Here is a 23829-nt window from a genome sequence, read left to right on the forward strand (position 1 = left end):
ATTAAATAGATTAATAAAATTTATTTGATTAATATATTAATCTATTTAAATAATTACATTTTTATAATAATATTTACTTTCATCAAATAGTATAATGGAAATTGAAATAAATATATGAAAATATTAAAAAAAAAATTTTAGTTACTTGCGCTTTACCGTATGCAAATGGTCCTATACATATAGGACATATGTTGGAACATATTCAAGCTGATATTTGGGTAAGATATAAAAAATTGATAGGGTATAATAATATATGGTTTATTTGTGCAGATGATTCGCATGGTACAGCTATTATGTTAAATGCAAAAGAGTTAAATATTTCTCCAAACGTTTTGATATCTGATATTTTTTATGATCATCTAGGTGATTTTAGTGCTTTTAATATTTCTTATGATTACTTTTCTTCTACTCATCATATTGAAAATATGTATTTTTTACATAAGGTATATTATCAATTAAAATTAAAAAAACTTATTAAAGTAAAAAGTATTTTACAATTATATGATACAAAAGAAAATATTTTTCTTCCTGATCGATTTGTTAGAGGTACATGTCCAAATTGTTTTTCTAAAAATCAATATGGAGATAATTGTAGTTCTTGTGGAGCTATATACCAAGCTGAAGATTTAATTAATCCTATTTCTAGTATTTCTTATACTATTCCCGTTATGCGTAGTTCTGCTCATATTTTTTTAGATTTAAAAAAATTGCAAACTGTTTTATTTCAATGGATTCAATCTGGTGTTATGTATGATCAAATTGTTAATCATATGAAAACATGGTTTAAAAAAGATTTAAAAAACTGGAATATCTCTAGAGATTTACCATATTTTGGTTTTCAAGTTCCAGATATGTTAAATAAATATTTTTACGTGTGGTTGGATGCAACAATTGCATATATTAGTACATTCAAACAATTTTGTCGTCAAAACAATTCTCTAAATTTTCATGAATTTTGGAAAGAAGATTCTAAAACGGAATTATACCATTTTATCGGGAAAGATATTATTTATTTTCATGCTTTATTTTGGCCAGCGATTTTAGAAGGTATGAACTTTAGAAAACCTACCAAAATATTTGTACATGGACATGTAACACTGAAGGGTATAAAATTTTCAAAATCTAAAAATAATAGTATTACTATAAAAAATTGGTTGAAATATTTTGATTCTGATAGTTTGCGATATTACTATGCATCTAAGTTATCTGCTAATATTGAGGATATTGAATTTGATATACAGGATTTTGTGTATAAGATTAATTCGGATATTGTTAATAAAATTGTTAATTTAGCAGCACGAAGTGCCAGTTTTTTAAATAAATATTTTGATAGTGTATTATCAAAAGAAATTGAAAATCATGATTTATATAATCATTTTGTTAGTTTAAATTATCAGATTAATAATTTTTTTCATAACGGAGAATTTCATTTAGTAATCAAACATGTTATACAGCTAGCAGATTTAGCTAATCAATATATAAATGATAAAAAACCGTGGAATATTGTAATTAAAAAAGGAAACCGTGATTTGCAAAATATTTGTTCAATGGGTATTAATTTATTTCGTATTATTATGATTTATTTAAAACCAATTATACCTGATATATCTAAAAAGTCAGAGTTATTTTTATTAAATGAATTATCTTGGAATAATTTACATATTCCATTAATTAATCATCGTATTGCTATTTTTAAACCGTTATATACAAGAATTAATATTATTGATATTAATGATTTAATGATTTAATATTTTATCTCATTTATCCAAGATATGTTCCATGTTTTGATAATTTTTTTTTTATTTTTTTTGTATGCAAGATTTACTATTCCAATAATAGCAATTGGTTGGTTATTGTAAAATAAAATTGGTATTCGGTTCCTATTCCATGGAGTGATTTGATTTTCCTGTAAAATTGTTTTCGTTCTTTTTTTGTAATATTGATTAATATAAATAGTTTTATTTAACTGAAATCTTATATTTATTAAATCTGTTTTTTTTGGTTTAGGTAATTTTATACCTAATCTATTTTTTGTTAAATATCCCAAATTTTGGGGTAGTGTTAACGATTTATTGTGGTTATGCCAAAATAAAATTTTATTTTTTATTGATTTTTTTTTTTTGATATAATAGATTTTGTTTTTGTATCTAGTAATTATATTCTTTTTTATAGCAATTGTATTATTTTTATTCTGTTCTTTGTTGACAACTAAATTAGTATAAATATTTTGAGTGTTGATATAATTTATAGTATTTTTAGTTTTTAAAAATAACCATCTTCGTATCAGTAATGTTTGTATAATATTACTATAATTTTGGAAAAAATATATATTAAATATATTTTTAAATGTTTTTTGTTTTTTTATTTCTTGATCTAAAAAATAATTTAATGCATGTTCTTGATTGTATAAAATTTTCATACTTTTAATACAATTGTTAATAAAATATGGCCATTTATTTTGCATTTTGATTATTATTTTATTTCTAATAAAATTTCTATCGTATTTATTGGATAAATTACTTTCGTCATTAATCCAATTTATTTTATTTTTTTTTGCCCAATTTTCTAATTGTAATTTAGTATATTTTAATAATGGTCTTATTATAATTTTGTTTGAATGTAAGTACCGTAGATGTGGTATACCAGATAAACCAGGTATACCTCTTCCTTTTATAAGAGATAAAAATAGTGTTTCACACTGATCATTTGCATGATGTCCAGTGACTAATATTTCATTAGGTAACATGTTTTTTTCAAAAATTTTGTAACGTAGTTTTCTTGCATTGTTTTGAAAATTATTTTTAGTTGTAATTTTTATATTTTTTTGAATAAATTGAATTTTATACGTTTGACATGTTTTTTTACAGTGTTGAGAGAAAGTTTTTGTTTTTTTACTTGTGTTATGATTAATATAAATTGCTCTAATTTGTATAAATGGTTTTTTTTTTTGAAATGGTATTAGTTGGTTTAGCAAAACTGTTGAATCCAAACCGCCACTGTAAGCGATTAAAATTTTTTGATTTTTTTTTATTTTTTTAATAAATTTTTGTATTAAATTGATTTTATTCATTTTTTGATAAATATTTTCAATTTTTTAAATATCACATTTATGCGTTCGAGTGGATTCGAACCACTGACTTCCACCATGTCATGATGGCACTCTAACCAACTGAGTTACGAACGCTTATGTAAATAAAAAAGTAAGATTTATATTTTAAAATGATTGGTGTTATAATAAATTATAAATATTATTATATATGTTATAATTTTATAATCAATATTTATTTTTAATAGGTAAATATGTTTACTGGTATTATCAGTGGTTTAGCTAATATAGTTATGGTATGTCACAAAGAAAAATTTAGCACGATCACAGTTCATTTTCCAACAAATTTGTTGTATAATTTAAAAATTGGTGATTCTGTTGCAAATAATGGATGTTGTTTAACAGTGACTCGAATAAAGAATGATTTTGTTGATTTTGATATCATGCAAGAAACTTTAAAAATTACTAATTTGGGTTTATTGAAAGAAAATGATAAAATTAATATTGAACGATCTTTAAAATTTGGTGATGAAATTGGAGGTCATTTAGTTTCTGGTCATATTTTAGGAATAGCAAAAATATTAGATATTATTGATAAATATCAAAATAAAAAAATTTTTTTTCAAGTATGTGATGCATCTATTATGAAATATATTTTTTTAAAAGGTTTTATCTCTATTGATGGTATTAGTTTAACTATTGGAAATATATATAAAAATAAATTTTTTGTATCTTTTATTCCTGAAACGATATTTTCAACCAATATTTCTTTTAGAAAAATTGGTGATATAGTAAATATTGAAGTAGATTATTATACTAAAGTTTTTTTTGATTATATGGATCGTATTCGTATTCATGAAAGATAATTTTTCTTTATTACCCTTTTATTTTTCTTTTGGATGATGATTATATGAGTATTGTAAATATTTTAGATGAATTAAAGGAAAGGGGTTTTGTTTTTTATGTTAGTAATTTTGATCATTTAAAAAAAAATATTTTAAGTACCCCAATTACTGTATACTGTGGGTTTGATCCTACAGCAGATAGTTTACATGTTGGTCATCTTTTACCATTATTATGTCTCATGTGGTTTCAAAAATACGGTCATAAAATCATTATTGTTATTGGAAATGCAACAAGTTTAATTGGTGACCCTAGTTTTAAATTAGAAGAGAGAAAATTTCAAGAACCGCGTAATATAATAAAGTGGAGTAAAGAGATTAAAAAGCAGATTTATAATATTTTTTCAATCAATAATTGTCAAAAACCAATCATCTTAAATAATTATGATTGGTTTAAAAATATGACAATGATTACATTTTTAAGAGATATTGGAAAATTTTTTTCTGTGAATAAAATGATTAGTAGAAAATCAGTTCGTAAACGTATTAATAGAACTGATCATGGTATATCTTTTACAGAATTTTCTTATAATCTTTTACAATCATATGATTTTTTACAATTACATAAAAATTATAAAGTGGTGTTACAAATTGGCGGATCAGATCAATGGGGGAATATATCTTCAGGAATTGAGTTGATACAACGAATATATAAAAAACAAGTTTTTGGATTAACAGTACCATTGTTATTAAAAAAAAATGGTGATAAATTTGGGAAAAGTGATCATCAGTCTATGGTTTGGTTAAATATTACAAAAACTAGTCCGTATAAATTTTATCAATTCTGGTTAAATATTCATGATGATTTAGTATATAGTTTTTTAAATCTTTTTACTTTTTTAAGTCGTTTTGAAATTAAATCTATTCAAGATAATTCTTATGATATAAATAAAATTAAAGTAATTTTAGCAAGTAAGATTACGGAAATTGTACATGGTAAGCACGCATTACAGTCTGCAGAAAGAATTACGAGTAATTTGTTTTTTGGAAATGTAAAAGATTTAAAAGAATCTGATTTTTTACAATTGCAGCAAGATGGTATATTTTGTATTGATATTTTAAGTAATATAGATTTTAAGCAAATATTAGTAGATTCTAAATTATCTGTTTCACGCAGTCATGCGCATCAATTAATTATAGCAGGTGCAATTAAAATTAATTCTAGAAAAGAAATTGATCCTGGTTATAAATTTGTTGATTCTGATCGTATTTTTTCAAAATATACTATTCTTTCGAAAGGAAAGAAAAATCATTGCTTATTATGTTGGTAATTTTTTCCTAAACTGGAAACTTTCTCCACATCCACATAATGACTTTACTTTTGGATTATTAAATGTAATATGCATATTTATTCCGTCTATATTCTTCAGTTCTATTTTTGTCTCATCAATAAGTGACATATATTGAATTGGAATATATATTTTGATATTATTTTGTATATGTAAGTAAAAATCTTTTTTGTTTATTTTTTTTTCCTCATGCATTAAAGATATTTGATATTTGTATCCAGCACATCCGGATTTTTTCATGCTAATCTGAATTCCATGTATATGGTAATTTTTTTTTATTATATTTTTGAAATATTGTATTGCATCTTCTGTTATAATGATTCCATTCCAATTTTTTTTTTTTTTCATATTATATTTTTAAATTTTTAATAGTAATACATTAGTTGATATTTTATCACAAAATATTGTAATGTTTTTGAAAATAATAAATTTTAAATTTAATTTATAATTTAATATATTTGATTAATTTTATATTATATTTTTATTTTTATGATTTTTTTTTGATAAAATTGTTTATTTCATATGTATATTTATTATTTTTATTCGGTTTATTTAGTTATATTATTATTAATATAATAAAAATATTATAAAAATAATTAATTCAGAGAATAATATGAAAAAAACAGACGAATTGCGTACAATACGAATTGATCCATTAATTACTCCTTCAGAATTAGCTCAACGTTATTCTTTGACAGCGGAAATTATAGATAATGTCATTATTGCAAGAAAAAATATTGCAAATATCATGACAGGAAAAGACAAACGATTATTAGTAATTATTGGACCCTGTTCTGTTCATGATCCTGTAGCTGCTGTAGAATATGCAAAAAAATTAAATGTATTGCGTAAAAAATATTCTTCTCGTCTTGAAATTATTATGCGTACGTATTTTGAGAAACCACGAACAGTGGTAGGTTGGAAAGGATTAATTTCAGATCCTTATCTTGATAATACTTTTAAAGTAAATCATGGATTGTCCGTGGCTCGTAAGTTACTTTTAGATATCAATAAAATAGGAATGCCTGCTGCTACAGAATTTTTAGATATGGTTATTGGTCAATTTATTGCAGATCTAATTAGTTGGGGGGCGATTGGTGCTCGAACTACTGAAAGTCAAATTCATCGGGAGATGGCTTCTGCTTTATCATGTCCTGTTGGTTTTAAAAATGGAACAGATGGAAATATTAATATTGCTATTGATGCAATACGTGCTGCTCAAGTACGGCACTTATTTTTTGCTCCCAATAAAGATGGACAAATGACTATTAATCATACCAGTGGTAATCCTTTTGCTCATATTATTATGAGGGGAGGAAAAAATCCTAATTATCATACACAGGATATTGCATTAGCTGTAAAAAAATTACGAAATTTTCAATTATCTGAATATTTAATGGTTGATTTCAGTCATGGGAATTGTTTAAAACAACATCATAAACAGATGGATGTATCAGAAGATATTTGTAAACAAATCGTTGATGGAACAATAAATATTGCTGGTGTTATGATTGAAAGTTTTTTAAAAGAAGGTTCTCAAAATATTTCTATTGCACAAAAATTATCATATGGACAATCTATTACAGATCCTTGTTTAGGTTGGGAAGATAGTGAATTCATTATTAAACAGTTGGCAAAAGCTATTGATTATCGTTTTTAAATGACAATGCCAGTCGTAATGACTGGTATTGTATATTGTCTAAAAAATGAAATTTATTTATTTTATATCATAATAGTTTTTTTTGAAATATTTTTTTCTAAATATTTTATAATATTAATACAATCGTTTAGCACGTTAGTATATATATATTAGGATAAAACGCAAGGTTAAGAAATTTTTATATTTTTGACTTAGATGATGATTTATTTATATAATTAATCATTTAGAATATTACATATTTTAAAAAAATATGAAATGAATTAATTGTATTATAAATAAAATAAACTTTTATTATTAAAATAACTTAAATATGATAAAACATAAGGATCACAGAATAATTAATAAAAATATGCATTTATATCATAAACAATCAGAATCTCCTGGAATGATATTTTGGCATAGTAATGGATTAATTGTTTTTCGAGAATTAGAAAATTTTATTCGTACACAATTAATAAAATGGAAATATGAAGAAGTAAAAACTCCTATTATTTTACATGAAAATTTTTGGGAAAAAAGTGGACATCTTGATTATTTTAAAGAATCGATGTTTTTTACTGCTATGGAAAATAAAAAATATTACCTAAAGCCAATGAATTGTCCTGCTCATATACAAGTTTTTAATAAATATCTAAAATCGTATCGTGATTTGCCAGTTCGTATTGCAGAATTCGGTATTTGTCATCGTAATGAGCCCTCTGGATCTTTATATGGTTTACTTCGTTTAAAGAGTTTCACGCAAGATGATGCACATATATTTTGTACGGAAGATCAGATACAAAGTGAAATTATTAATTGTATTAAGATGATTTTTGATTGTTATAGTGTATTTGGTTTTAAGAATATTAGAGTAAAATTTTCTACTCGTCCAAATAAGAGTATTGGTACTGATGATATTTGGAATAGAGCTGAAATTAGTTTAAAAAATGCTTTATTACAGACAAAAACAAAATTTGACCATCAAGATGGAGAAGGAGCATTTTATGGTCCGAAAATTGAGTTTATTTTAGAGGATTGTTTTAAAAGGTTGTGGCAATGTGGAACAATTCAACTTGATTTTTATCTACCTAGTCGTTTTAATTCGTGTTATATTGATTGTAATAATACACGTCAAATACCAATTGTGATTCATAGAGCAATACTTGGTTCAATAGAACGATTTATAGGAATTTTATTGGAAGAATATTCAGGATTTTTTCCTATTTGGTTATCTCCAGTACAAGTTGTGGTAATTAATGTAAATCATGATCATATTTTTTATGTTAAGAGTGTTTTTTCTCAATTGTTATCAGAAAATATTCGAGTAAAGTATGATGTTAAACCTGAAAAAATAAATTTTAAAATTAGAAAATACACATTAGCTTGTGTACCATATATTTTGATATGTGGAGATAAAGAAGTATATCATAAAAAGATTAGTGTTCGTTATAAAAATAGAATAATGAAATTGATTGACATAGATGTTTTTATTAAAAATATAAAACATAAAATTGAAAATCGTATTTTATAAATTGAAAGGAGATGAAGTATTAAATCTAGTAAACGTATGCAATTAGTTAAAAATAATCGTATTAATCATGAAATCAAGGTATATGAAGTTCGTTTAATTGGCGTGAAAAATGAATTGATTGGTATTGTTACTATTAAAGAAGCTTTAGAATACGCAAAAAAATTAAATTTAGATTTAGTAGAAATTAGCCCTACTGCTGTTCCAGTAGTATGTCGAATCATGGATTATGGGAAATTCTTATACCAAAAAAGTAAAAGTTTGAAAGAACAAAAGAAAAAACAAAAAGTTTTTCAGATAAAAGAAGTAAAATTTCGACCAAATACAGATAAAGGTGATTATGAAGTCAAGTTAAAAAATTTAACTCGGTTTTTAAAGCAAGGTCATAAAGTAAAAATTACAATAAGATTTCGTGGTCGAGAAATGGCTTATCAAAATATTGGTATTTCGGTATTAAAAAAAATTACATTAGACTTGAATAAAATTTCTATTATTGAATTTTTCCCTAACAGAGTGGAAGGTCGACAAATGGTGATGATTTTATCTCCTAAAAAAAATATTCACTGATTATTTTGATTACTATATAAATTCAGGTAATAATTATGCCTAAAGTAAAAACGTTGAAAAGTGCAAAAAAAAGATTTAGAATAACCGCTTCAGGAAAATTTAAACGTAAAAAATCTAATCTACGACACATTTTAACTAAAAAATCTACTCATAAGAAGAGACATCTGCGATCCAAAGTGATTCTTTCGCACGTGGAGAGAAAAACTGTTCGATTATTTTTTCCATATATGTAGTAAATTATTGATGTTGAATTTTAACTATATTGATTATTTATAATATTTAATAAAGAGGTATAAATGGTTCGTGTGAAGCGAGGTGTAACAGCCCATGCAAAACATAAAAAAATATTGAAGCAAGCTAAAGGGTATTATGGTGCTCGTTCTCGGATATATCGAGTTGCAAAACAAGCTGTGATTAAATCTGAACAGTACGCGTATCGTGATAGACGTCAAAAAAAGAGACAATTTAGAAAATTATGGATTACGAGAATTAATGCTGCTGTACGATTACATTCTTTATCATATAGTAATTTTTTATTTGGTTTAAAGAAAATGAATATTAACATTAATCGTAAAATTTTATCTAATATTGCTATTACTGATAATAGTGCTTTTACTATTTTAGTCAATCGTGTTAAAAAAAATTTAAAATAAATTTATTATTTATATAATATTGATAATATTTTAATATTAGCTTCCTTTTTTTTTTTGGAAGCTTTTATAAATAAAAATGTTATTAGGTGAAATCTTGAATAAATCGAATAAGTTTTTTGATGAATTAAATTTTTTAAATATATTTAAATTAGAATTGGAAAAGATTAATACACTAAAAGAATTAAATTTATTAAGAGTGAAGTATTTTGGAAAAAAAGGGATAATATCTAAAAAAATTACACGTCTTCAATATTTAGATTTACATGATCGTAAAAATTTTGGGAAAATTATTAATAATATAAAATGTTCTATGTATATTTTTTTTCAACAAAAAAAAGAAATTTTAGATAAAAAAGAGAGTAATAAAAAAGAAATATTGCAAGATATAGATATTTCTTTACCTGGTCGTAGAAAAAATATAGGTTCTATGCATCCGATTACTAATATAATTTACTATATTGAATCTATTTTTCGTTCTTTTGGTTTTTGTGTAATTAATAAAAGTTTTGAGATAGAAAATCAATATTATAATTTTGATGCTTTAAATATTCCTGTTTACCATCCTGCTAGAAATACTCAAGATACATTTTGGTTTGATAGTGATCGTTTGTTAAGAACACAAACTTCTAATATGCAAATTCATGAAATTAAAAAAAAACACTTACCAATTCAGATTATTGTTCCTGGGAAAGTATATCGAAAGGATAATGATTATACACATAGTCCTATTTTTCATCAAGTGGAAGGTTTGGTAATTGATAAAGGAGCAAATTTCTCTAATTTAATATGGGTAATTAAAAATTTTTTGAAATGTTTTTTTAATAAAAGTATGAAAATTCGATTTCGATCTTCTTATTTTCCATTTACTGTATTATCCACTGAAGTAGATATTATGACCGATCAAGATCATTGGTTAGAAGTATTGGGTTGTGGTATGGTTCATCCTAATATTTTAGATCGTTTTGATATTGATAAAAAAATATATTCTGGTTTTGCATTTGGAATGGGAGTGGAAAGAATGATTATGTTATATTATGGAATTAATGATTTACGTTTATTTTTTAAAAATGATATAAAATTTTTAAAACAATTTGATAGAAGCAGGTATTACTAATGAAAGTAAGTGAACAATGTATACGAAATTGGATTTCTGTACCATTAAGTATCGAACATATTTGCCAGCAACTTACATATTCTGGTCTTGAAGTTGAAGAAATTAAATATCCGAAATTTGATTTTTCTAAATTTATTATTGGAAAAATTATTCATTGCATGCAACATCCTAATAAAAGTGATTTTTTTATTTTTATGGTAAATATCGGAATGAATAAAAATATTAGGATTGTACATAATCATAAAATAAAAAAAAATAAAAAAGTCGTAATTGCTTTGCCTGAATCAAAATTATTGAACCATAAGTTTGTAAAATTGGTAAATATTTTTGGAGTATTATCAGAAGGAATATTTTGTAAATTTTTACATGTAAATATTTTTATTGGCGATGATAATATTATACAATTACCAGATGATGCTCCTATAGGAATAGATTTTCGAAAATATTATTTTTGTCAAAATATTATTCTTAAAGTAAATGTTACTCCAAATAGATTAGATGCTTTAGGAGCATTAGGTATTGCAAGAGAAGTATCTATTTTAAATAATTTACCTTTACCTCAAATAAAGAAAACAGATATTTTAAATAATTCTTTTGATGAATTTAATATAAATATGAAAAATATTAATATTATTTTTAGTTTATTAGGAGTAGTGGTAAATAAAATTAATTTAAAATTTTCTACTCCAGATTGGATTCAGTTATATTTAAGAAGGTTCAATATTTCTCCAGTAAATATTATTATTGATATTTTTAATTATGTTTTTTTAAAATTTGGTCATTCTTTATACATTTTTAGTAGTTCTGAAGATATAAATAATATTTCTATATGTTATGCAAATAATGGAGACTTTCTTGAGTATAATAAAAAAAAGATTTTTTTAAATAGTAAAATGTTAATTATTAAAAGTGATAAAAAAATTATTTCTTATTTAGGAAATATTGATTACGATTTTCTTCCATGTAATACGAATCATGAAAATTTATTTATTGGATCATTTTTTATTGAACCTGAAGTATTAAATAATTCTATTTATCATTTCAAGAAAAAAAAATCAATTTTTTTTAATGAATATTTTGTTAATCCGTATGATCAAGAATTTGTAATCAATTATGTTGCAAATTTATTTATAAAGATTTGTCATGGAAATATAAAAAGTCCTGTTAAGATTGTTCAATCAAAACGATATAATAATTTTATTAATAGAAAAATAAAATTGTTTTACGAAGATATCAATAGTATTGTAGGGTATAATATAGATATTAATATTATTCATAGTATTTTGAAACAATTACACTATCATGTTGTTTATAAGAATCGTTTTTGGATATTAACTCCTCCAGTATGGAGAATTGATATTTTTATTAAAGAAGATATTATTTCAGATATTTTAAGAATATATAACTATAATAATATACCGGAAAAAATATTGACATCTAAATTTTTTATATCAGAAGATAACATTTTACATTCTTCTTTAAAAAGAGTGAAATATACATTAATTGATTCTGGTTATCATGAAGTAATTAATTATAGTTTTGTTGATCCAGGTATACAAAATATAATTTATAAACATGTAGATTGTATATCGTTGATTAATCCTATATCAAAAGAATTATCATGTATGAGATTTTCTTTAATACCTGGTTTATTAAAAATGTTACTGTATCATCAAAATCGTCAATATGAAGAAGTGAGATTTTTTGAAAGTGGTTTATGTTTTATAAAAAATAATCATTATCATTTAGGGGTAGAACAAAATTTATATTTATCTGGGATTATTGGAAATATTAATTATAAAAATCATTGGGATGGAAATGAAAAACGGTTTGATTTTTATGATATAAAAGGAGATGTAGAATCTATATTTTCTTCAATAGGTTATTTACAAGATATTTCTTTTAAAAAAAAGAATATGTCTTATTTAAAAAAAGGAAGTAGTGCAGAAATTATTTTTCATAATTGTGTTATTGGTTACGTTGGTGCTTTAAATCCATATTTATTACAACAATTTGATTTAACCTATTCGGTTTTTTTATTTGAATTATATTGGCATAAAATAAATTTTCAAAATATACAATGTATAAAAAAAATCTCTGATTTTCCATCTAGTAAACGAGATTTGTCCATTATTGTTAGTAATAATATTTTAGTAGGTGATTTAATAGCTGCTTGTAAAAAAGAATTTGTTGAATATATTTCGGAAATTTATATATATGATATATATCGGGGCAATAATATTCCAACTGGAAAAAAAAGTGTAACATTTACAATAATATTTCAAAGTGTGAATAAAACTCTGGAAGAAAAAGAAATTAATTTTATGATAGATGTTTGTATGAAATTATTAAAAAAAAAATTTTCAGCAATTTTAAGAAATTGATTTTTTTTATTTTTTAAAGTTGCGAAATATGTATATAAATTATTTTTATCTTATTATTTATAATTTATTAAAATCGGTCATCATTAAGAATAATTTTTTTGCTTTTTTTAATACGTTTATTCGATTAATTTTAATTTCTTTATTTGTATATTTAATTGAATTTTGGTCTAAAAAATCTTTCACTGGATTGTTTAATTGTATTAAATATTTTAAAAATTTTTTATATTTTTGAGTATATAAAATATTTTTTGATAGGTAATAAATATTATGTATTTGTATAAATAATTTTTTTTCACTTTCATTTTGTATTAATTGATAATTTATTTGGTTATTTATACTATTACTTTTATTTATTTTTAATAAATTATGAATTCTTTTATATGTAGAAATTAGTGTTTGAAATTCTGTTTTTTGTATTACTTGATGTAGTAAATTAATTTTTTTATCAATTTTTAATATATTATTATGATTGTTAGAAAACACTGATTGAAGAATTTCATTTTTATATTTTTTATTTTTATACCATATATATAATCTATTTAAAATAAATTTAGTAATGGGTTCTAATACTGTATTTTTTTTTTTTATTAAGTTGTATGATTGAATTGATTTTATAATTAAATTTTTTAAATTTAAGTTAATTTTTTTTTCAATGATTATTCTTATAATGCCAATCGATAATCTTCTTAAACCAAATGGATCTTTATCTTGTGTAGGTATTCTATTTATTAAAAATAATCCAGTAATGGTATCAATTTTATCAATAATGGATAATAAACAGCCAGTAAAACTTGATGGTAATATATCTCCTGAAAATTTTGGTTGATAATGTTCTTTAATTGCAAGAGAGGTATTTTTTGTTTCTCCATCATATAAGGAATAATTCATTCCGATTATTCCAGCAAGTTCTGGAAATTCATATACCATTTTTGTTTTTAAATCACATTTAGATAAATAAGTTGATCGAATATTTTCTTCTAAATTAGAAGTTGTGTATTTTGTAATATATTTCATTATTGTCACTAATCTATTAGTTTTATCAAATATAGTACCTAATTGTTCATGAAAAATAATTTTTTGTAATAATGGAAAATATTCTTTTAATTTGATATTTCGATCATGGTTAAAGAAGAAATTTACATCAGATAATTTAGCATTTAATACACGTTCATTTCCTATAATAATGTTTGCGATATCTTTAGAATTGGTATTAGAAATAATAATGAAATATGATGTTAATTGATTGTTATGATTATATATTGGTAAATATTTTTGAATATGTTGCATAATATGTACTAAAATATTTTCTGGTAGTTTTAAAAATTTATTTTTGAATTGACCATATAAAACTTTCGGAAATTCTATTAGACAAGATATTTCTTGTATTAAATTACAGTTTTTTTTTATTTTACTTTTTAGTTTATTGAGAATTTTTTTTATTTGATATTCTATTTTTTTTATTCTAAGATCAAATTTTGTTATTACCTTACCTTTTTTATATAGTATATGTTCATATTCTTTAGCGTTGTTGATTTTAATTTTTTTAAAATTTGTTATTATATTACCATATACTATTTTTTTAGAAGATAAACCAAAATGATTAAATGGAATCATTTTATTATTTAATAAAATTAAAATATGTCGAATGGGTCTAATGAATTTTATATCATGATTATTCCATTTCATTGGTTTTTTAAAATATATTTTTTTTATTTTATCTAATATTATTTTATATAAAATATTTTCTAATTTTATTTTTTTATTATTTTCATAAAATAGCCATTCATTGTTATATTGTTTTAATATTTTAGTTTGATTTATTTTTATATTATATTTTTTTAGCCATTTTATAGTTGGTTCTGTAATATTTTTTTTTTCGTCAAATGCATTTTTTATAGATGGTCCTTTTATAGTGATTTTTTTTTTAATGATTTTTGTTTGAATATTATTAATTTTTATTGCTATTCTTCTCGGTGTATAAAATAAATTTATACTATAAAATTTGATTTGATTTGTATTTAATTCTTGTATAATATTTTGATAAAAATATTTTGCTACTTTTCTGATTTGATTTGCTGGAATATCTTCAATATTAATTTCAATTAAACAAGTTTTATAATTCATATTATGGTATTTCTCTCTTAATTAAAGGAAATCCTTCAGTGACATAATATTTATAATAATTTTGTGCAATTTCTGCTGATAAAGATCGTATTTGAAAAATATATTTTTGTCGTTCTGTATTAGAGATCACTTGTTTAGCATCAATGACATTAAAATTATGAATAGCATGTAAAATATGTTCATAGGATGGAATAATTAATGGTTTTTTTAATGATATTAATCTTTTTGCTTCTTTTATGTGTTCGTTAAATAATATTATTAATGATTTTATGTTTGATTGCTGGAAATTGTACATTGATTGTTCAATTTCATTATTTTTGAATAATTCTTTGTAGTATATTTTAAAGTATTTATTTTCATCCCACAAAATGTCATAAACATTATTAATATTTTGAATATTCATTGCAATTCTTTCTATTCCATATGTAATTTCTACTGTTATAGGATTACAAATTATTGATCCCATTTTTTGAAAATATGTAAATTGTGTAACTTCCATTCCATTAATCCAAATTTCCCATCCAATACCCCACGCCCCTAGTGTAGTATTTTCCCAATTATCTTCTATGAATCGTATATCGTTTTTTTTTGTACTAATATTAATTTCTTGCAAAGATTTTAAATATAATTGTTGAATATTATTTGGAGCGGGTTTAATTATGACTTGTAACTGATAATATTGTTGTAGTCTGTTTGGATTATTACTATATCTTCCATCTGTTGGTCGTCTTGAGTTTTGTATATACGCTACTCTTAGTGGTTTAGGTCCGATAGATTTAAAAAAAGTATATTGGTGAAATGTTCCGGCTCCTACCTCAATGTCTATTGGTTGTAAAATTATACAACCATTTTTTGACCAAAAATTTTTTAATTTAGAAATTATTTCACAACATGTAATTTTTTTTTTTTTTTTCATTTTTTTTAATATTTCGTTATTTGAATATATATGATATTATTTGTTTTATATAATGAATATTTTATTATTTAATGTTTTATATTATATATTTTATTTAGAAAAATTTTTTAAATTAAAAATTTTTGATTTTATATATTTTACAATATTTCATATAACTGAATTGTTTTTATATTTATTTTTTATTTTAAGGTATAATGCATGACTATTATTTTTGGAGAGAAAAGGATTAAATTTGGAAAAAGTATTAGTAAAAGACTAAGGAATATTGATAATAAAATTCCAGGAATAATTTATGGAAATAATCATCCAACATTATATATATCTTTAAATCATGAAATTATTTTAAATTTACTAGATAAAAAAAATTTTTTTTCTGATGATATTACGATTATTGTTTTACAAAAAAAATATTTAGTTCGTTTACAATCAATTCAAAAACATTGTTTTAAAAAAAAAATTTTACATATTGATTTTTTATATAAATAAAATTGTGTTTAATTTTCGGTACGTAATTATTTAATTACATTGTAATAATTTTTTATTTGATTCGTACCGATTGATTAAATTATTTTTTTCTCTTATTAAACAATATAATAAAATAGTATATTTTTTTTAAGTATTTTTTGATATTTTTTATTTTTAATGTGTACAAAAAGTTATAATTTTTGATATTTTTAAAATATATAGATGTGATCCATATTAGTATACTAATGCATAATAGGATGAGGAATATTAACCATATAGCTGTTTTTTTGAGAGTATAATGAGGATTTTTTATCATTAATCCTGTGCAAATACCTGGAATAAAATACAATATAGGCCATATTATACATCCTATAAAACTTGGAAAAATAAATTTTTTTATTGGTATTTCCATCATTCCTGCCATCATGGGAATTAATGGTCTTGTTGGACCAAAAAATTTTCCAAATAATATTGTTATTAGACTGTAATTATGTAAAAAGTTTTTTATTTTATTAAATAAAATGATATTTTTTTTAAATATATAAATTCGATATATCCAGTTTTTAAACTTCCATCCTATATAATAGGATATGTAATCTCCTACAGAACAAGTGATAATACTAATTATCCAAGTAGTATAAAATGATAATTTTCCACTTCCAATCAGTGTTCCTATTGCAGACATTAAGATCATTCCCGGAAAAACTAATCCGATTATTGCCAATGATTCTAAAAAAGTTATTGTCATGACTAATATAATTGGATGCGATGTAAACTTTTTTATCAAATGTAGTATAAAAACTTTCATAGTATCTCGTATTTTAAATTTTTATCAGTAATTTTTTATCTTAATGTATAGTTTTTATAGAAATTATTATCGTTGATATGAAATAAATTAATGTCTTTTTTTTATTTTATTGAAATGTTATAATTATTTTATTTTACGATATCAATAGTTTATGTTGTATATTCCATTTTCTTCATATATTCCAAAAAAATCTTTAGGTCAGAATTTTTTACAAGATACAAAAATTATAAATAAAATTATTCATTTTATCAAACCAAATCATGATCACTTGTTAGTTGAAATTGGACCAGGTTTGGCAGCTTTGACTCATTTAATTTGTAATTATGTTGATTATTTAGTTGTAATTGAAATAGATAAAAAATTATCTGATTTTTTAAAAAAATACTCATTTTCTTGTAAAGTTCTTATATATGAAAGAAATGTTTTATTTTTTGATTTTAAGAAATTATTCTTTCAGGAAAATCAATTATTGCGGGTTTTTGGTAATATACCATATAACATTTCAGTGCAGTTGATTTTTCATTTGATAAAATTTCGACATTTTATTTTTGACATTAATTTTATGGTGCAAAAGGAAGTGGCGGATCGTTTAATGGCATTACCTGGTAATAAATGTTATGGACGATTGAGCATTATTGCTCAGTGTTATTATAATATATATTTTGGTTTTGATATTTCTCCAAATTCTTTTTTTCCAAAACCGAAGGTATATTCTAGTTTTATAAAAATGATACCTAAATTAAATCCGTTACTTCCATTTAACAAAATGAATATTTTACAGTACATAACATCTTTTGCATTTAAAAAAAGGAGAAAAATGATAAGAAATAGTTTAAAAGGTATTTTTGATGAAAATACCTTATTTTTATTAAACATTAATCCTGATTTACGAGCAGAAGATTTGTCCGTTCAAGAATATTGTAAGTTATCTGATTTTTATTTTAGTAAACTACATAATTTAAATCCAAAGTTTTATAAATTTATTGATAATAGTTAATAAACGTAATAATTTTATTTTATTAAAAAAAGTATAAATTCTAATTTTTATTAGATATATATATATATATATATTTATATAAAAATTTTATTAATTTAAAATTTACATTTTCATAATATATGATTTATATTGTTAAATTTTTTTATTAATATTTTGTAATTTAAAAATTTTTATATTATTATTGTTATTATGTAGTGACATGATTGTTGCAAATGCTGCATTAATTGTAGTATCGCAATGTATATGATATTCTAAAGCAAGTGATCTAATATGTGAAATATATTTGTTTTTTTGATTTGTAGGAGTGGTATCGATAATATAAGAATATTCCCCATTTTTTATATGATCTTGAATATTTGGCCTTCCTTCATTTATTTTGTTGACAATTCTGGATTGTATACCTGATTTTTTTAAAATACAATTAATAAATTCTGTTGTATCAATTTTAAATCCTATTTTAATTAATAATATTGATAAATTAATTATATGTTTTTCTTCTGTTTTTTTTAATTTTAATAGTACACGTTTAATTTTTTTTATATTTGTATTTGCTCCTAACATTGCTTTAGAAAAAGCTTGGTGAAATGTTTTCCCGATTCCCATAACTTCTCCGGTGGATCGCATTTCTGGTCCTAATATAGGATCTACTCCAATAAATTTATTAAATGGAAGAACAGATTCTTTTACAGAAAAATGTGATAAATTAATTTTTTTGTTTTTGTATCCTTGCTTCTCTAGTGTTTTTCCAATCATAACTTTTGCTGCTATTTTTGCTAATGGGAATCCTGTTGCTTTGGACACAAAAGGTATAGATCTTGATGCTCGAGGATTGACTTCTAGTATGTATATTATATTTTTTTGAATAGCGATTTGTACATTCATTAATCCCTGTACTGATAATGCAAAAGCTAGTTTGGTTACTTGTTGCTTAATTTTTTGTTTGGTTTTTTTATCTAATGTATATGTTGGGAGAGAACAACAAGAATCTCCGGAATGTATTCCAGCTTGTTCAATATGTTCCATAATACCTCCAATTAATATATCTTTTTTGTCACAAATAATATCAACATCAATTTCAATAGCATTTTCTAAATATTGATCTAGTAATATAGGATTATTTTTATTTGGTTTTAATATTTCAATGAAATATTTTTTTAATTCTATTTCATTGTATACTATTCTCATAAATTTACCTCCTAGTACATAGGATGGTCTAACCATAATAGGATAATTTATTAATTTAGCCTGTTCTATTCCTTCTTGTATACTATGTATAGTTGCATTTTTTGGTTGTTGTAAATTTAATTTCGATACAATTTTTTGAAATTTATTTCTATCTTCTGCGATATCGATTTGATCTGGTTGTGTTCCAATAATTGGTATATTAAAATTTTTTAATTTTTTTGCTAATTTTAGTGGTGTTTGTCCTCCGTATTGAATTAATAAACCTGTTGGTTTTTCTATACGAACGACCTCTAATATATTTTCTAAAGTAATTGGTTCAAAATATAATCTATCAGAAATATCGTAATCTGTAGAAACAGTTTCAGGATTACAATTTATCATAATAGTTTCATAACCTTCTTCTTTCAACGACTGTGCAGCATGTACGCAACAATAGTCAAATTCTATTCCCTGTCCTATTCGATTTGGTCCACTTCCTAGAATAATAATTTTTTTGTTTGTATCATGAATATTAGATTCACACTCTTCTTCCCATGTTGAATACATATAGGCTGTTTCAGTATGAAATTCTGCCGCGCAAGTATCAATTCTTTTATATACAGGATGTAAATTTAAATTATAACGCATAGTTCGAATATCTTTTTCATTCATGTGCATCAATTTTGCAATTCTTAAATCTGAAAAACCTTTACTTTTAATTTTTTTTAAAAAATTATAATTAATTTCATAAAAATTTTTTGTTTTAATAATTTCTTCATGATCAATAATATCTTTTATTTCTGTTAAAAACCAAGTATCAATAGAAGTTAATTTATATATTTTTTTAATAGTAAAACCCATTCTAAATGCATCCGCAATATACCATAATCTTCCAGATCCTGGATTTTTAAGTTCATATGTAATTTTTTTTTCTGTTTTTTTATCTCGATTATTAATTTGTGAATCAAATCCACTAAATTCAATTTCTAACCCCTGTATAGCTTTTTGAATAGATTCTTGAAATGTTCTGCCAATAGCCATAACTTCACCAACAGATTTCATTTGTGTTGTTAATCTATCATTACAGCCTATAAATTTTTCAAAATTAAATCGGGGTATTTTAGTAACAACATAATCAATTGTAGGCTCAAAAGAGGATGGAATATTAGAATAAGTAATATCATTTTTTAATTCATTTAAAGTATATCCTACTGCTAATTTTGCAGCTATTTTTGCGATTGGAAATCCTGTTGCTTTTGAAGCTAATGCGGAAGAACGAGAAACTCTAGGATTCATTTCGATTACTAACATACGACCATTTTGTGGATTGATTGCAAATTGTACATTTGAACCACCTGTTTCTACTCCAATTTCTTGTAAGATTTTAATAGATGCATTACGCATTAATTGATATTCTTTATCAGTTAGAGTCTGAGCAGGAGCTACAGTAATAGAATCTCCGGTATGTATTCCCATAGGATCAATATTTTCTATACTGCATACTATAATGCAATTATTATTACTGTCGCGAACTACTTCCATTTCATACTCTTTCCAACCTAAGAGAGATTCATCAATTAATAATTCTTTTGTCGGAGATAAGTTCAATCCTTTTTCACAAATACTTTTGTATTCTTCGTAATTATATGCAATACCTCCTCCTGTTCCACCCATAGTAAAAGAAGGACGAATAATACAAGGAAAACCAATTAATTCTGATACCTTATTCGCTTCTTCCATATTATGTACAATTTCACATTTTGCAGTTTTTAATCCAATTTTTTCTATTGCTTTTTTAAATAGATTTCTATTTTCTGCTTTTTTTATTGCTTGAATACTTGCTCCAATAATTTTTACATTATAGTCTGATAAAATATTTTTTTTATGTAATTGTAATGTACAGTTTAATGCAACTTGTCCTCCCATAGTTGGTAATATAGCATCTGGTTTTTCTTGTTGGATAATTTTTTTTATAGTTTTCCAATTAATTGGTTCAATATATGTAGCATCTGCAATTTCAGGATCTGTCATAATAGTTGCTGGATTTGAATTAATTAAAATAATTCTGTATCCTTCTTCTTTTAATGCTTTACATGCTTGCGTTCCTGAATAATCAAATTCACATGCTTGTCCTATAATAATAGGTCCTGCTCCAATAATCAAAATAGACTTAATATCAGTACGTTTTGGCATTTTTATTCCTATATTAATTTTTTTTAAATTTTTTTATATTTTTTATAAATTCACCAAATAGTATTTCTGTATCTTCTGGTCCAGGACTTGCCTCCGGATGCCCTTGAAATCCGAAAATTTTTTTATTAATATATTTTACTCCCTGTATCGTTTTGTCAAATAAAGATTTATGTGTTATAGTTACGTGTGTTGGTAAAAAATCTTTATCAATAGTAAAATTATGATTTTGTGTTGTAATCATTACTTTTTTATCTTTTAAGTTTTGAACAGGATGATTACTTCCATGATGACCAAACTTCATTTTAATAATTTTTAAATTATTTGCTAAAGCTAATAATTGATGTCCTAAACAAATTCCGAATATTGGTATTTCAGTTATAAATAGTTTTTTAATGTTTTCGATTGCTTGAAGATATGATCTAGGATCTCCTGGACCATTTGATAATAATATTCCATCTGGTTTTAAAGATATAATATATTCTGCAGATGTATTTTCAGGAACAACAGTAACGGAGCAACCGTAGTCCACGAGCATTCGTAATATATTTTTTTTTACCCCAAAATCATATACTATCACGTGAAATAATAATTTTTGTTTTTTTTTATTATGGATATTTTTTTTTTTTCCTTCTGTCCAATGATAAGTATTTTTTGTACTTGTGTTATAAAGAATATGATTTTTTTTTTTATTAATTTTATATTTTATATATTCATTTATTGAATCAATATCATGATTTGTATCACTCAATATACAACCGTACTGTGTTCCTTTGTTTCTGATAATTTTAGTTAATTTTCTTGTATCAATATTTTCAATTCCTACAATTCTGTTTCTTTTTAAGTAGTTTGATAAACTCATTTTACTTCTATAATTACTATGTGTGCGAGATAAACTTTTAACAATTATTCCCTTTGCTTGAATTTGGTTAGATTCAATATCTATTTCATTTATACCAGTATTTCCAATATGTGGGTATGTAAATGTAATAATTTGATTGTTATATGAAGGATCTGTCAATATTTCTTGGTATCCAGTCATTGCTGTATTGAATACAATTTCACCAATAGCAATACCCTGTATTCCAATTTTTATTCCTTGAAATACAGTGCCATCTTCTAATATTAGAAATGCTGATTTACTCAATGGTTAACTCCAAAATTCGTTATATTAATTATTATTGATTTTATTATATATTTAAAACATGATTCATGTTAAATAAACCGGATTTTTTATTTTTTATCCATATTGCTGCATCAATTGCACCTTTTGAAAATGTATTTCTATTATTTGCATGATGTGATAATGTTATTTTTTCTCCATTTCCTAAAAACATTACTTGATGTTCACCAATGGTATCTCCTCCACGGATAATTGCAAATCCAATTTTATTGTTTTTTCTGATATTAGTAATCTCTTTTTTTCGGTATATGCTGCATTTTTCTAAATCCCATTGCTTATTTTTTGCAATAATATCTCCAATTTGTAGTGCAGTTCCTGATGGAGAATCAATTTTATTTCTATGGTGTGATTCTAAAATTTCAACGTCATATGTTTGGTCAAGAATTTTTGCAGTATCTTGGATTAGTTTAAAAAGTAAATTGATTCCAACACTAAAATTTGCTGAAATTATAATACCAATATCATTTGAGTATTTTTTTATTTTTTTAATTTCTATCTCATTAAAACCAGTTGTTCCAATAACTATATTTTTATTATATTTTTTGCAAATATTTAAATTATTTAACGTATTTTGTGGTGTACTGAAATCAATGAGTACATCAAATGTATCGATTTTTTCTACTATTTTTTTGCTTTCTATTACTTTTACATTTTGTAAATGAATTTTTTTTTTTTCTTTTACGAATGCGCATGTTAATAATGCTTCTTGGTATTTTTGAATTGTCTTTACAAGACTAGAGCCCATTCTTCCGTATGCTCCTGAAATTGCAATTTTCGTAATATTTTTCATATACATTTTATTCTTAGAATATATTTTATATTAATTTATCTTTATTATATTTTTTATAAATATATATTAT

At 23.2% G+C, this 23829-nt stretch carries 20 protein-coding genes and 1 tRNA gene; 12 read left to right on the forward strand and 9 right to left on the reverse strand.

The genetic code is table 11. From position 1 onward, the window contains the following. Nucleotides 1-110 precede the first annotated feature (110 nt). Nucleotides 111-1748 carry a methionine--tRNA ligase gene (gene metG, locus RJT40_RS00380; protein ID WP_343182703.1) on the forward strand — a complete coding sequence of 546 codons (1638 nt, stop codon included), beginning with the start codon at nt 111-113 and terminating at the stop codon, nt 1746-1748. Here metG and tilS read toward each other — a convergent pair. Both tilS and RJT40_RS00390 read right to left on the reverse strand, forming a co-directional pair. Next, entirely contained in the window at nt 1745-3070 is a 1326-nt protein-coding gene (tilS, locus tag RJT40_RS00385) for a tRNA lysidine(34) synthetase TilS (protein ID WP_343182596.1), read from the reverse strand. The genes metG and tilS overlap by 4 nt on opposite strands. Before the next feature lie 40 nt (nt 3071-3110). Then, a tRNA-Val gene (locus RJT40_RS00390) sits at nt 3111-3184 on the reverse strand. Between the two features lie 116 nt (nt 3185-3300). Here RJT40_RS00390 and RJT40_RS00395 point away from each other — a divergent pair. Both RJT40_RS00395 and tyrS read left to right on the forward strand, forming a co-directional pair. Beyond that, entirely contained in the window at nt 3301-3912 is a 612-nt protein-coding gene (locus RJT40_RS00395; protein ID WP_343182597.1) for a riboflavin synthase subunit alpha, read from the forward strand. A gap of 44 nt (nt 3913-3956) precedes the next feature. Continuing rightward, nucleotides 3957-5219, forward strand: a complete 1263-nt coding sequence (gene tyrS / locus RJT40_RS00400; RefSeq protein WP_343182598.1) for a tyrosine--tRNA ligase — start codon at nt 3957-3959, stop codon at nt 5217-5219. On the opposite strand, the gene RJT40_RS00405 is transcribed toward tyrS, so the two are convergent. Then, on the reverse strand, nt 5208-5585 hold the full coding sequence (locus RJT40_RS00405; protein ID WP_343182599.1) for an iron-sulfur cluster assembly accessory protein: 378 nt from the start codon (nt 5583-5585) through the stop codon (nt 5208-5210). The genes tyrS and RJT40_RS00405 overlap by 12 nt on opposite strands. A 265-nt stretch (nt 5586-5850) precedes the next feature. Between RJT40_RS00405 and RJT40_RS00410 the strand changes: the two genes are divergently transcribed. The 7 genes from RJT40_RS00410 (at nt 5851) to pheT (ending at nt 13122) form a co-directional block, all read left to right on the forward strand. Further along, complete coding sequence (locus tag RJT40_RS00410; protein WP_343182600.1) at nt 5851-6897, forward strand: 3-deoxy-7-phosphoheptulonate synthase; 1047 nt, start codon at nt 5851-5853, stop codon at nt 6895-6897. Between the two features lie 310 nt (nt 6898-7207). Further along, nucleotides 7208-8407, forward strand: coding sequence for a threonine--tRNA ligase (gene thrS, locus RJT40_RS00415; protein ID WP_343182601.1), 1200 nt, complete (start codon nt 7208-7210; stop codon nt 8405-8407). 18 nt (nt 8408-8425) lie between these two features. Further along, on the forward strand, nt 8426-8971 hold the full coding sequence (gene infC, locus RJT40_RS00420) for a translation initiation factor IF-3 (RefSeq protein ID WP_343182704.1): 546 nt from the start codon (nt 8426-8428) through the stop codon (nt 8969-8971). A gap of 35 nt (nt 8972-9006) precedes the next feature. Then, entirely contained in the window at nt 9007-9204 is a 198-nt protein-coding gene (gene rpmI, locus RJT40_RS00425; protein ID WP_343182602.1) for a 50S ribosomal protein L35, read from the forward strand. A 63-nt stretch (nt 9205-9267) separates the two neighbouring features. Continuing rightward, entirely contained in the window at nt 9268-9624 is a 357-nt protein-coding gene (gene rplT / locus RJT40_RS00430) for a 50S ribosomal protein L20 (RefSeq protein WP_343182603.1), read from the forward strand. Between the two features lie 94 nt (nt 9625-9718). Next, nucleotides 9719-10738, forward strand: coding sequence for a phenylalanine--tRNA ligase subunit alpha (gene pheS, locus RJT40_RS00435; protein ID WP_343182604.1), 1020 nt, complete (start codon nt 9719-9721; stop codon nt 10736-10738). Then, nucleotides 10738-13122 (forward strand): phenylalanine--tRNA ligase subunit beta, encoded by a 2385-nt coding sequence (gene pheT, locus RJT40_RS00440; RefSeq protein WP_343182605.1) that lies wholly within the window; start codon nt 10738-10740, stop codon nt 13120-13122. Before pheS ends, pheT begins: the two co-directional genes overlap by 1 nt. 57 nt (nt 13123-13179) lie before the next feature. Here pheT and glyS read toward each other — a convergent pair whose 3' ends face one another. Then, a complete protein-coding gene (gene glyS / locus RJT40_RS00445) occupies nt 13180-15246 on the reverse strand; it encodes a glycine--tRNA ligase subunit beta (protein ID WP_343182606.1) in 2067 nt (688 codons plus the stop codon). 1 nt (nt 15247) lies between these two features. Then, nucleotides 15248-16162 (reverse strand): glycine--tRNA ligase subunit alpha, encoded by a 915-nt coding sequence (gene glyQ, locus RJT40_RS00450; RefSeq protein ID WP_343182607.1) that lies wholly within the window; start codon nt 16160-16162, stop codon nt 15248-15250. A gap of 198 nt (nt 16163-16360) precedes the next feature. Here glyQ and rplY point away from each other — a divergent pair, with 198 nt between their 5' ends. Beyond that, nucleotides 16361-16648: a 50S ribosomal protein L25 gene (gene rplY, locus RJT40_RS00455; protein ID WP_343182608.1), complete on the forward strand. Its 288-nt coding sequence runs from the start codon at nt 16361-16363 to the stop codon at nt 16646-16648. A 79-nt stretch (nt 16649-16727) separates the two neighbouring features. On the opposite strand, the gene RJT40_RS00460 is transcribed toward rplY, so the two are convergent. Then, nucleotides 16728-17435, reverse strand: a complete 708-nt coding sequence (locus RJT40_RS00460) for a DedA family protein (protein WP_343182609.1) — start codon at nt 17433-17435, stop codon at nt 16728-16730. A gap of 151 nt (nt 17436-17586) precedes the next feature. On the opposite strand from RJT40_RS00460, the gene rsmA reads away from it, so the two are divergent. Next, nucleotides 17587-18432: a 16S rRNA (adenine(1518)-N(6)/adenine(1519)-N(6))-dimethyltransferase RsmA gene (gene rsmA / locus RJT40_RS00465; protein WP_343182610.1), complete on the forward strand. Its 846-nt coding sequence runs from the start codon at nt 17587-17589 to the stop codon at nt 18430-18432. 132 nt (nt 18433-18564) lie between these two features. Here the strand turns inward: rsmA and carB are convergent, their stop codons facing one another. Genes carB through dapB form a run of 3 tightly spaced genes read right to left on the reverse strand, consistent with a single transcriptional unit; the run spans nt 18565 to nt 23759 of the window. Further along, complete coding sequence (carB, locus tag RJT40_RS00470; RefSeq protein WP_343182611.1) at nt 18565-21789, reverse strand: carbamoyl-phosphate synthase large subunit; 3225 nt, start codon at nt 21787-21789, stop codon at nt 18565-18567. Between the two features lie 13 nt (nt 21790-21802). Continuing rightward, complete coding sequence (gene carA, locus RJT40_RS00475; RefSeq protein ID WP_343182612.1) at nt 21803-22933, reverse strand: glutamine-hydrolyzing carbamoyl-phosphate synthase small subunit; 1131 nt, start codon at nt 22931-22933, stop codon at nt 21803-21805. 43 nt (nt 22934-22976) lie between these two features. Further along, complete coding sequence (gene dapB / locus RJT40_RS00480) at nt 22977-23759, reverse strand: 4-hydroxy-tetrahydrodipicolinate reductase (protein WP_343182613.1); 783 nt, start codon at nt 23757-23759, stop codon at nt 22977-22979. Nucleotides 23760-23829: the final 70 nt, after the last annotated feature.

The sequence above is a fragment of the Buchnera aphidicola (Shivaphis celti) genome (assembly GCF_039349365.1).
Taxonomy (GTDB): Bacteria; Pseudomonadota; Gammaproteobacteria; order Enterobacterales; family Enterobacteriaceae; genus Buchnera_L; species Buchnera_L aphidicola_AL.

What these genes read in the sequence shown, in the direction of transcription:
- tilS (WP_343182596.1), bottom strand. Translation starts at nt 3,070, where the DNA reads ATGAATAAAATCAATTTAATACAAAAATTTATTAAAAAAATAAAAAAA.
- RJT40_RS00395 (WP_343182597.1), top strand. Translation starts at nt 3,301, where the DNA reads ATGTTTACTGGTATTATCAGTGGTTTAGCTAATATAGTTATGGTATGT.
- tyrS (WP_343182598.1), top strand. Translation starts at nt 3,957, where the DNA reads ATGAGTATTGTAAATATTTTAGATGAATTAAAGGAAAGGGGTTTTGTT.
- RJT40_RS00405 (WP_343182599.1), bottom strand. Translation starts at nt 5,585, where the DNA reads ATGAAAAAAAAAAAAAATTGGAATGGAATCATTATAACAGAAGATGCA.
- RJT40_RS00410 (WP_343182600.1), top strand. Translation starts at nt 5,851, where the DNA reads ATGAAAAAAACAGACGAATTGCGTACAATACGAATTGATCCATTAATT.
- thrS (WP_343182601.1), top strand. Translation starts at nt 7,208, where the DNA reads ATGATAAAACATAAGGATCACAGAATAATTAATAAAAATATGCATTTA.
- rpmI (WP_343182602.1), top strand. Translation starts at nt 9,007, where the DNA reads ATGCCTAAAGTAAAAACGTTGAAAAGTGCAAAAAAAAGATTTAGAATA.
- rplT (WP_343182603.1), top strand. Translation starts at nt 9,268, where the DNA reads ATGGTTCGTGTGAAGCGAGGTGTAACAGCCCATGCAAAACATAAAAAA.
- pheT (WP_343182605.1), top strand. Translation starts at nt 10,738, where the DNA reads ATGAAAGTAAGTGAACAATGTATACGAAATTGGATTTCTGTACCATTA.
- glyS (WP_343182606.1), bottom strand. Translation starts at nt 15,246, where the DNA reads ATGAATTATAAAACTTGTTTAATTGAAATTAATATTGAAGATATTCCA.
- glyQ (WP_343182607.1), bottom strand. Translation starts at nt 16,162, where the DNA reads ATGAAAAAAAAAAAAAAAATTACATGTTGTGAAATAATTTCTAAATTA.
- rplY (WP_343182608.1), top strand. Translation starts at nt 16,361, where the DNA reads ATGACTATTATTTTTGGAGAGAAAAGGATTAAATTTGGAAAAAGTATT.
- RJT40_RS00460 (WP_343182609.1), bottom strand. Translation starts at nt 17,435, where the DNA reads ATGAAAGTTTTTATACTACATTTGATAAAAAAGTTTACATCGCATCCA.
- rsmA (WP_343182610.1), top strand. Translation starts at nt 17,587, where the DNA reads ATGTTGTATATTCCATTTTCTTCATATATTCCAAAAAAATCTTTAGGT.
- carB (WP_343182611.1), bottom strand. Translation starts at nt 21,789, where the DNA reads ATGCCAAAACGTACTGATATTAAGTCTATTTTGATTATTGGAGCAGGA.
- dapB (WP_343182613.1), bottom strand. Translation starts at nt 23,759, where the DNA reads ATGAAAAATATTACGAAAATTGCAATTTCAGGAGCATACGGAAGAATG.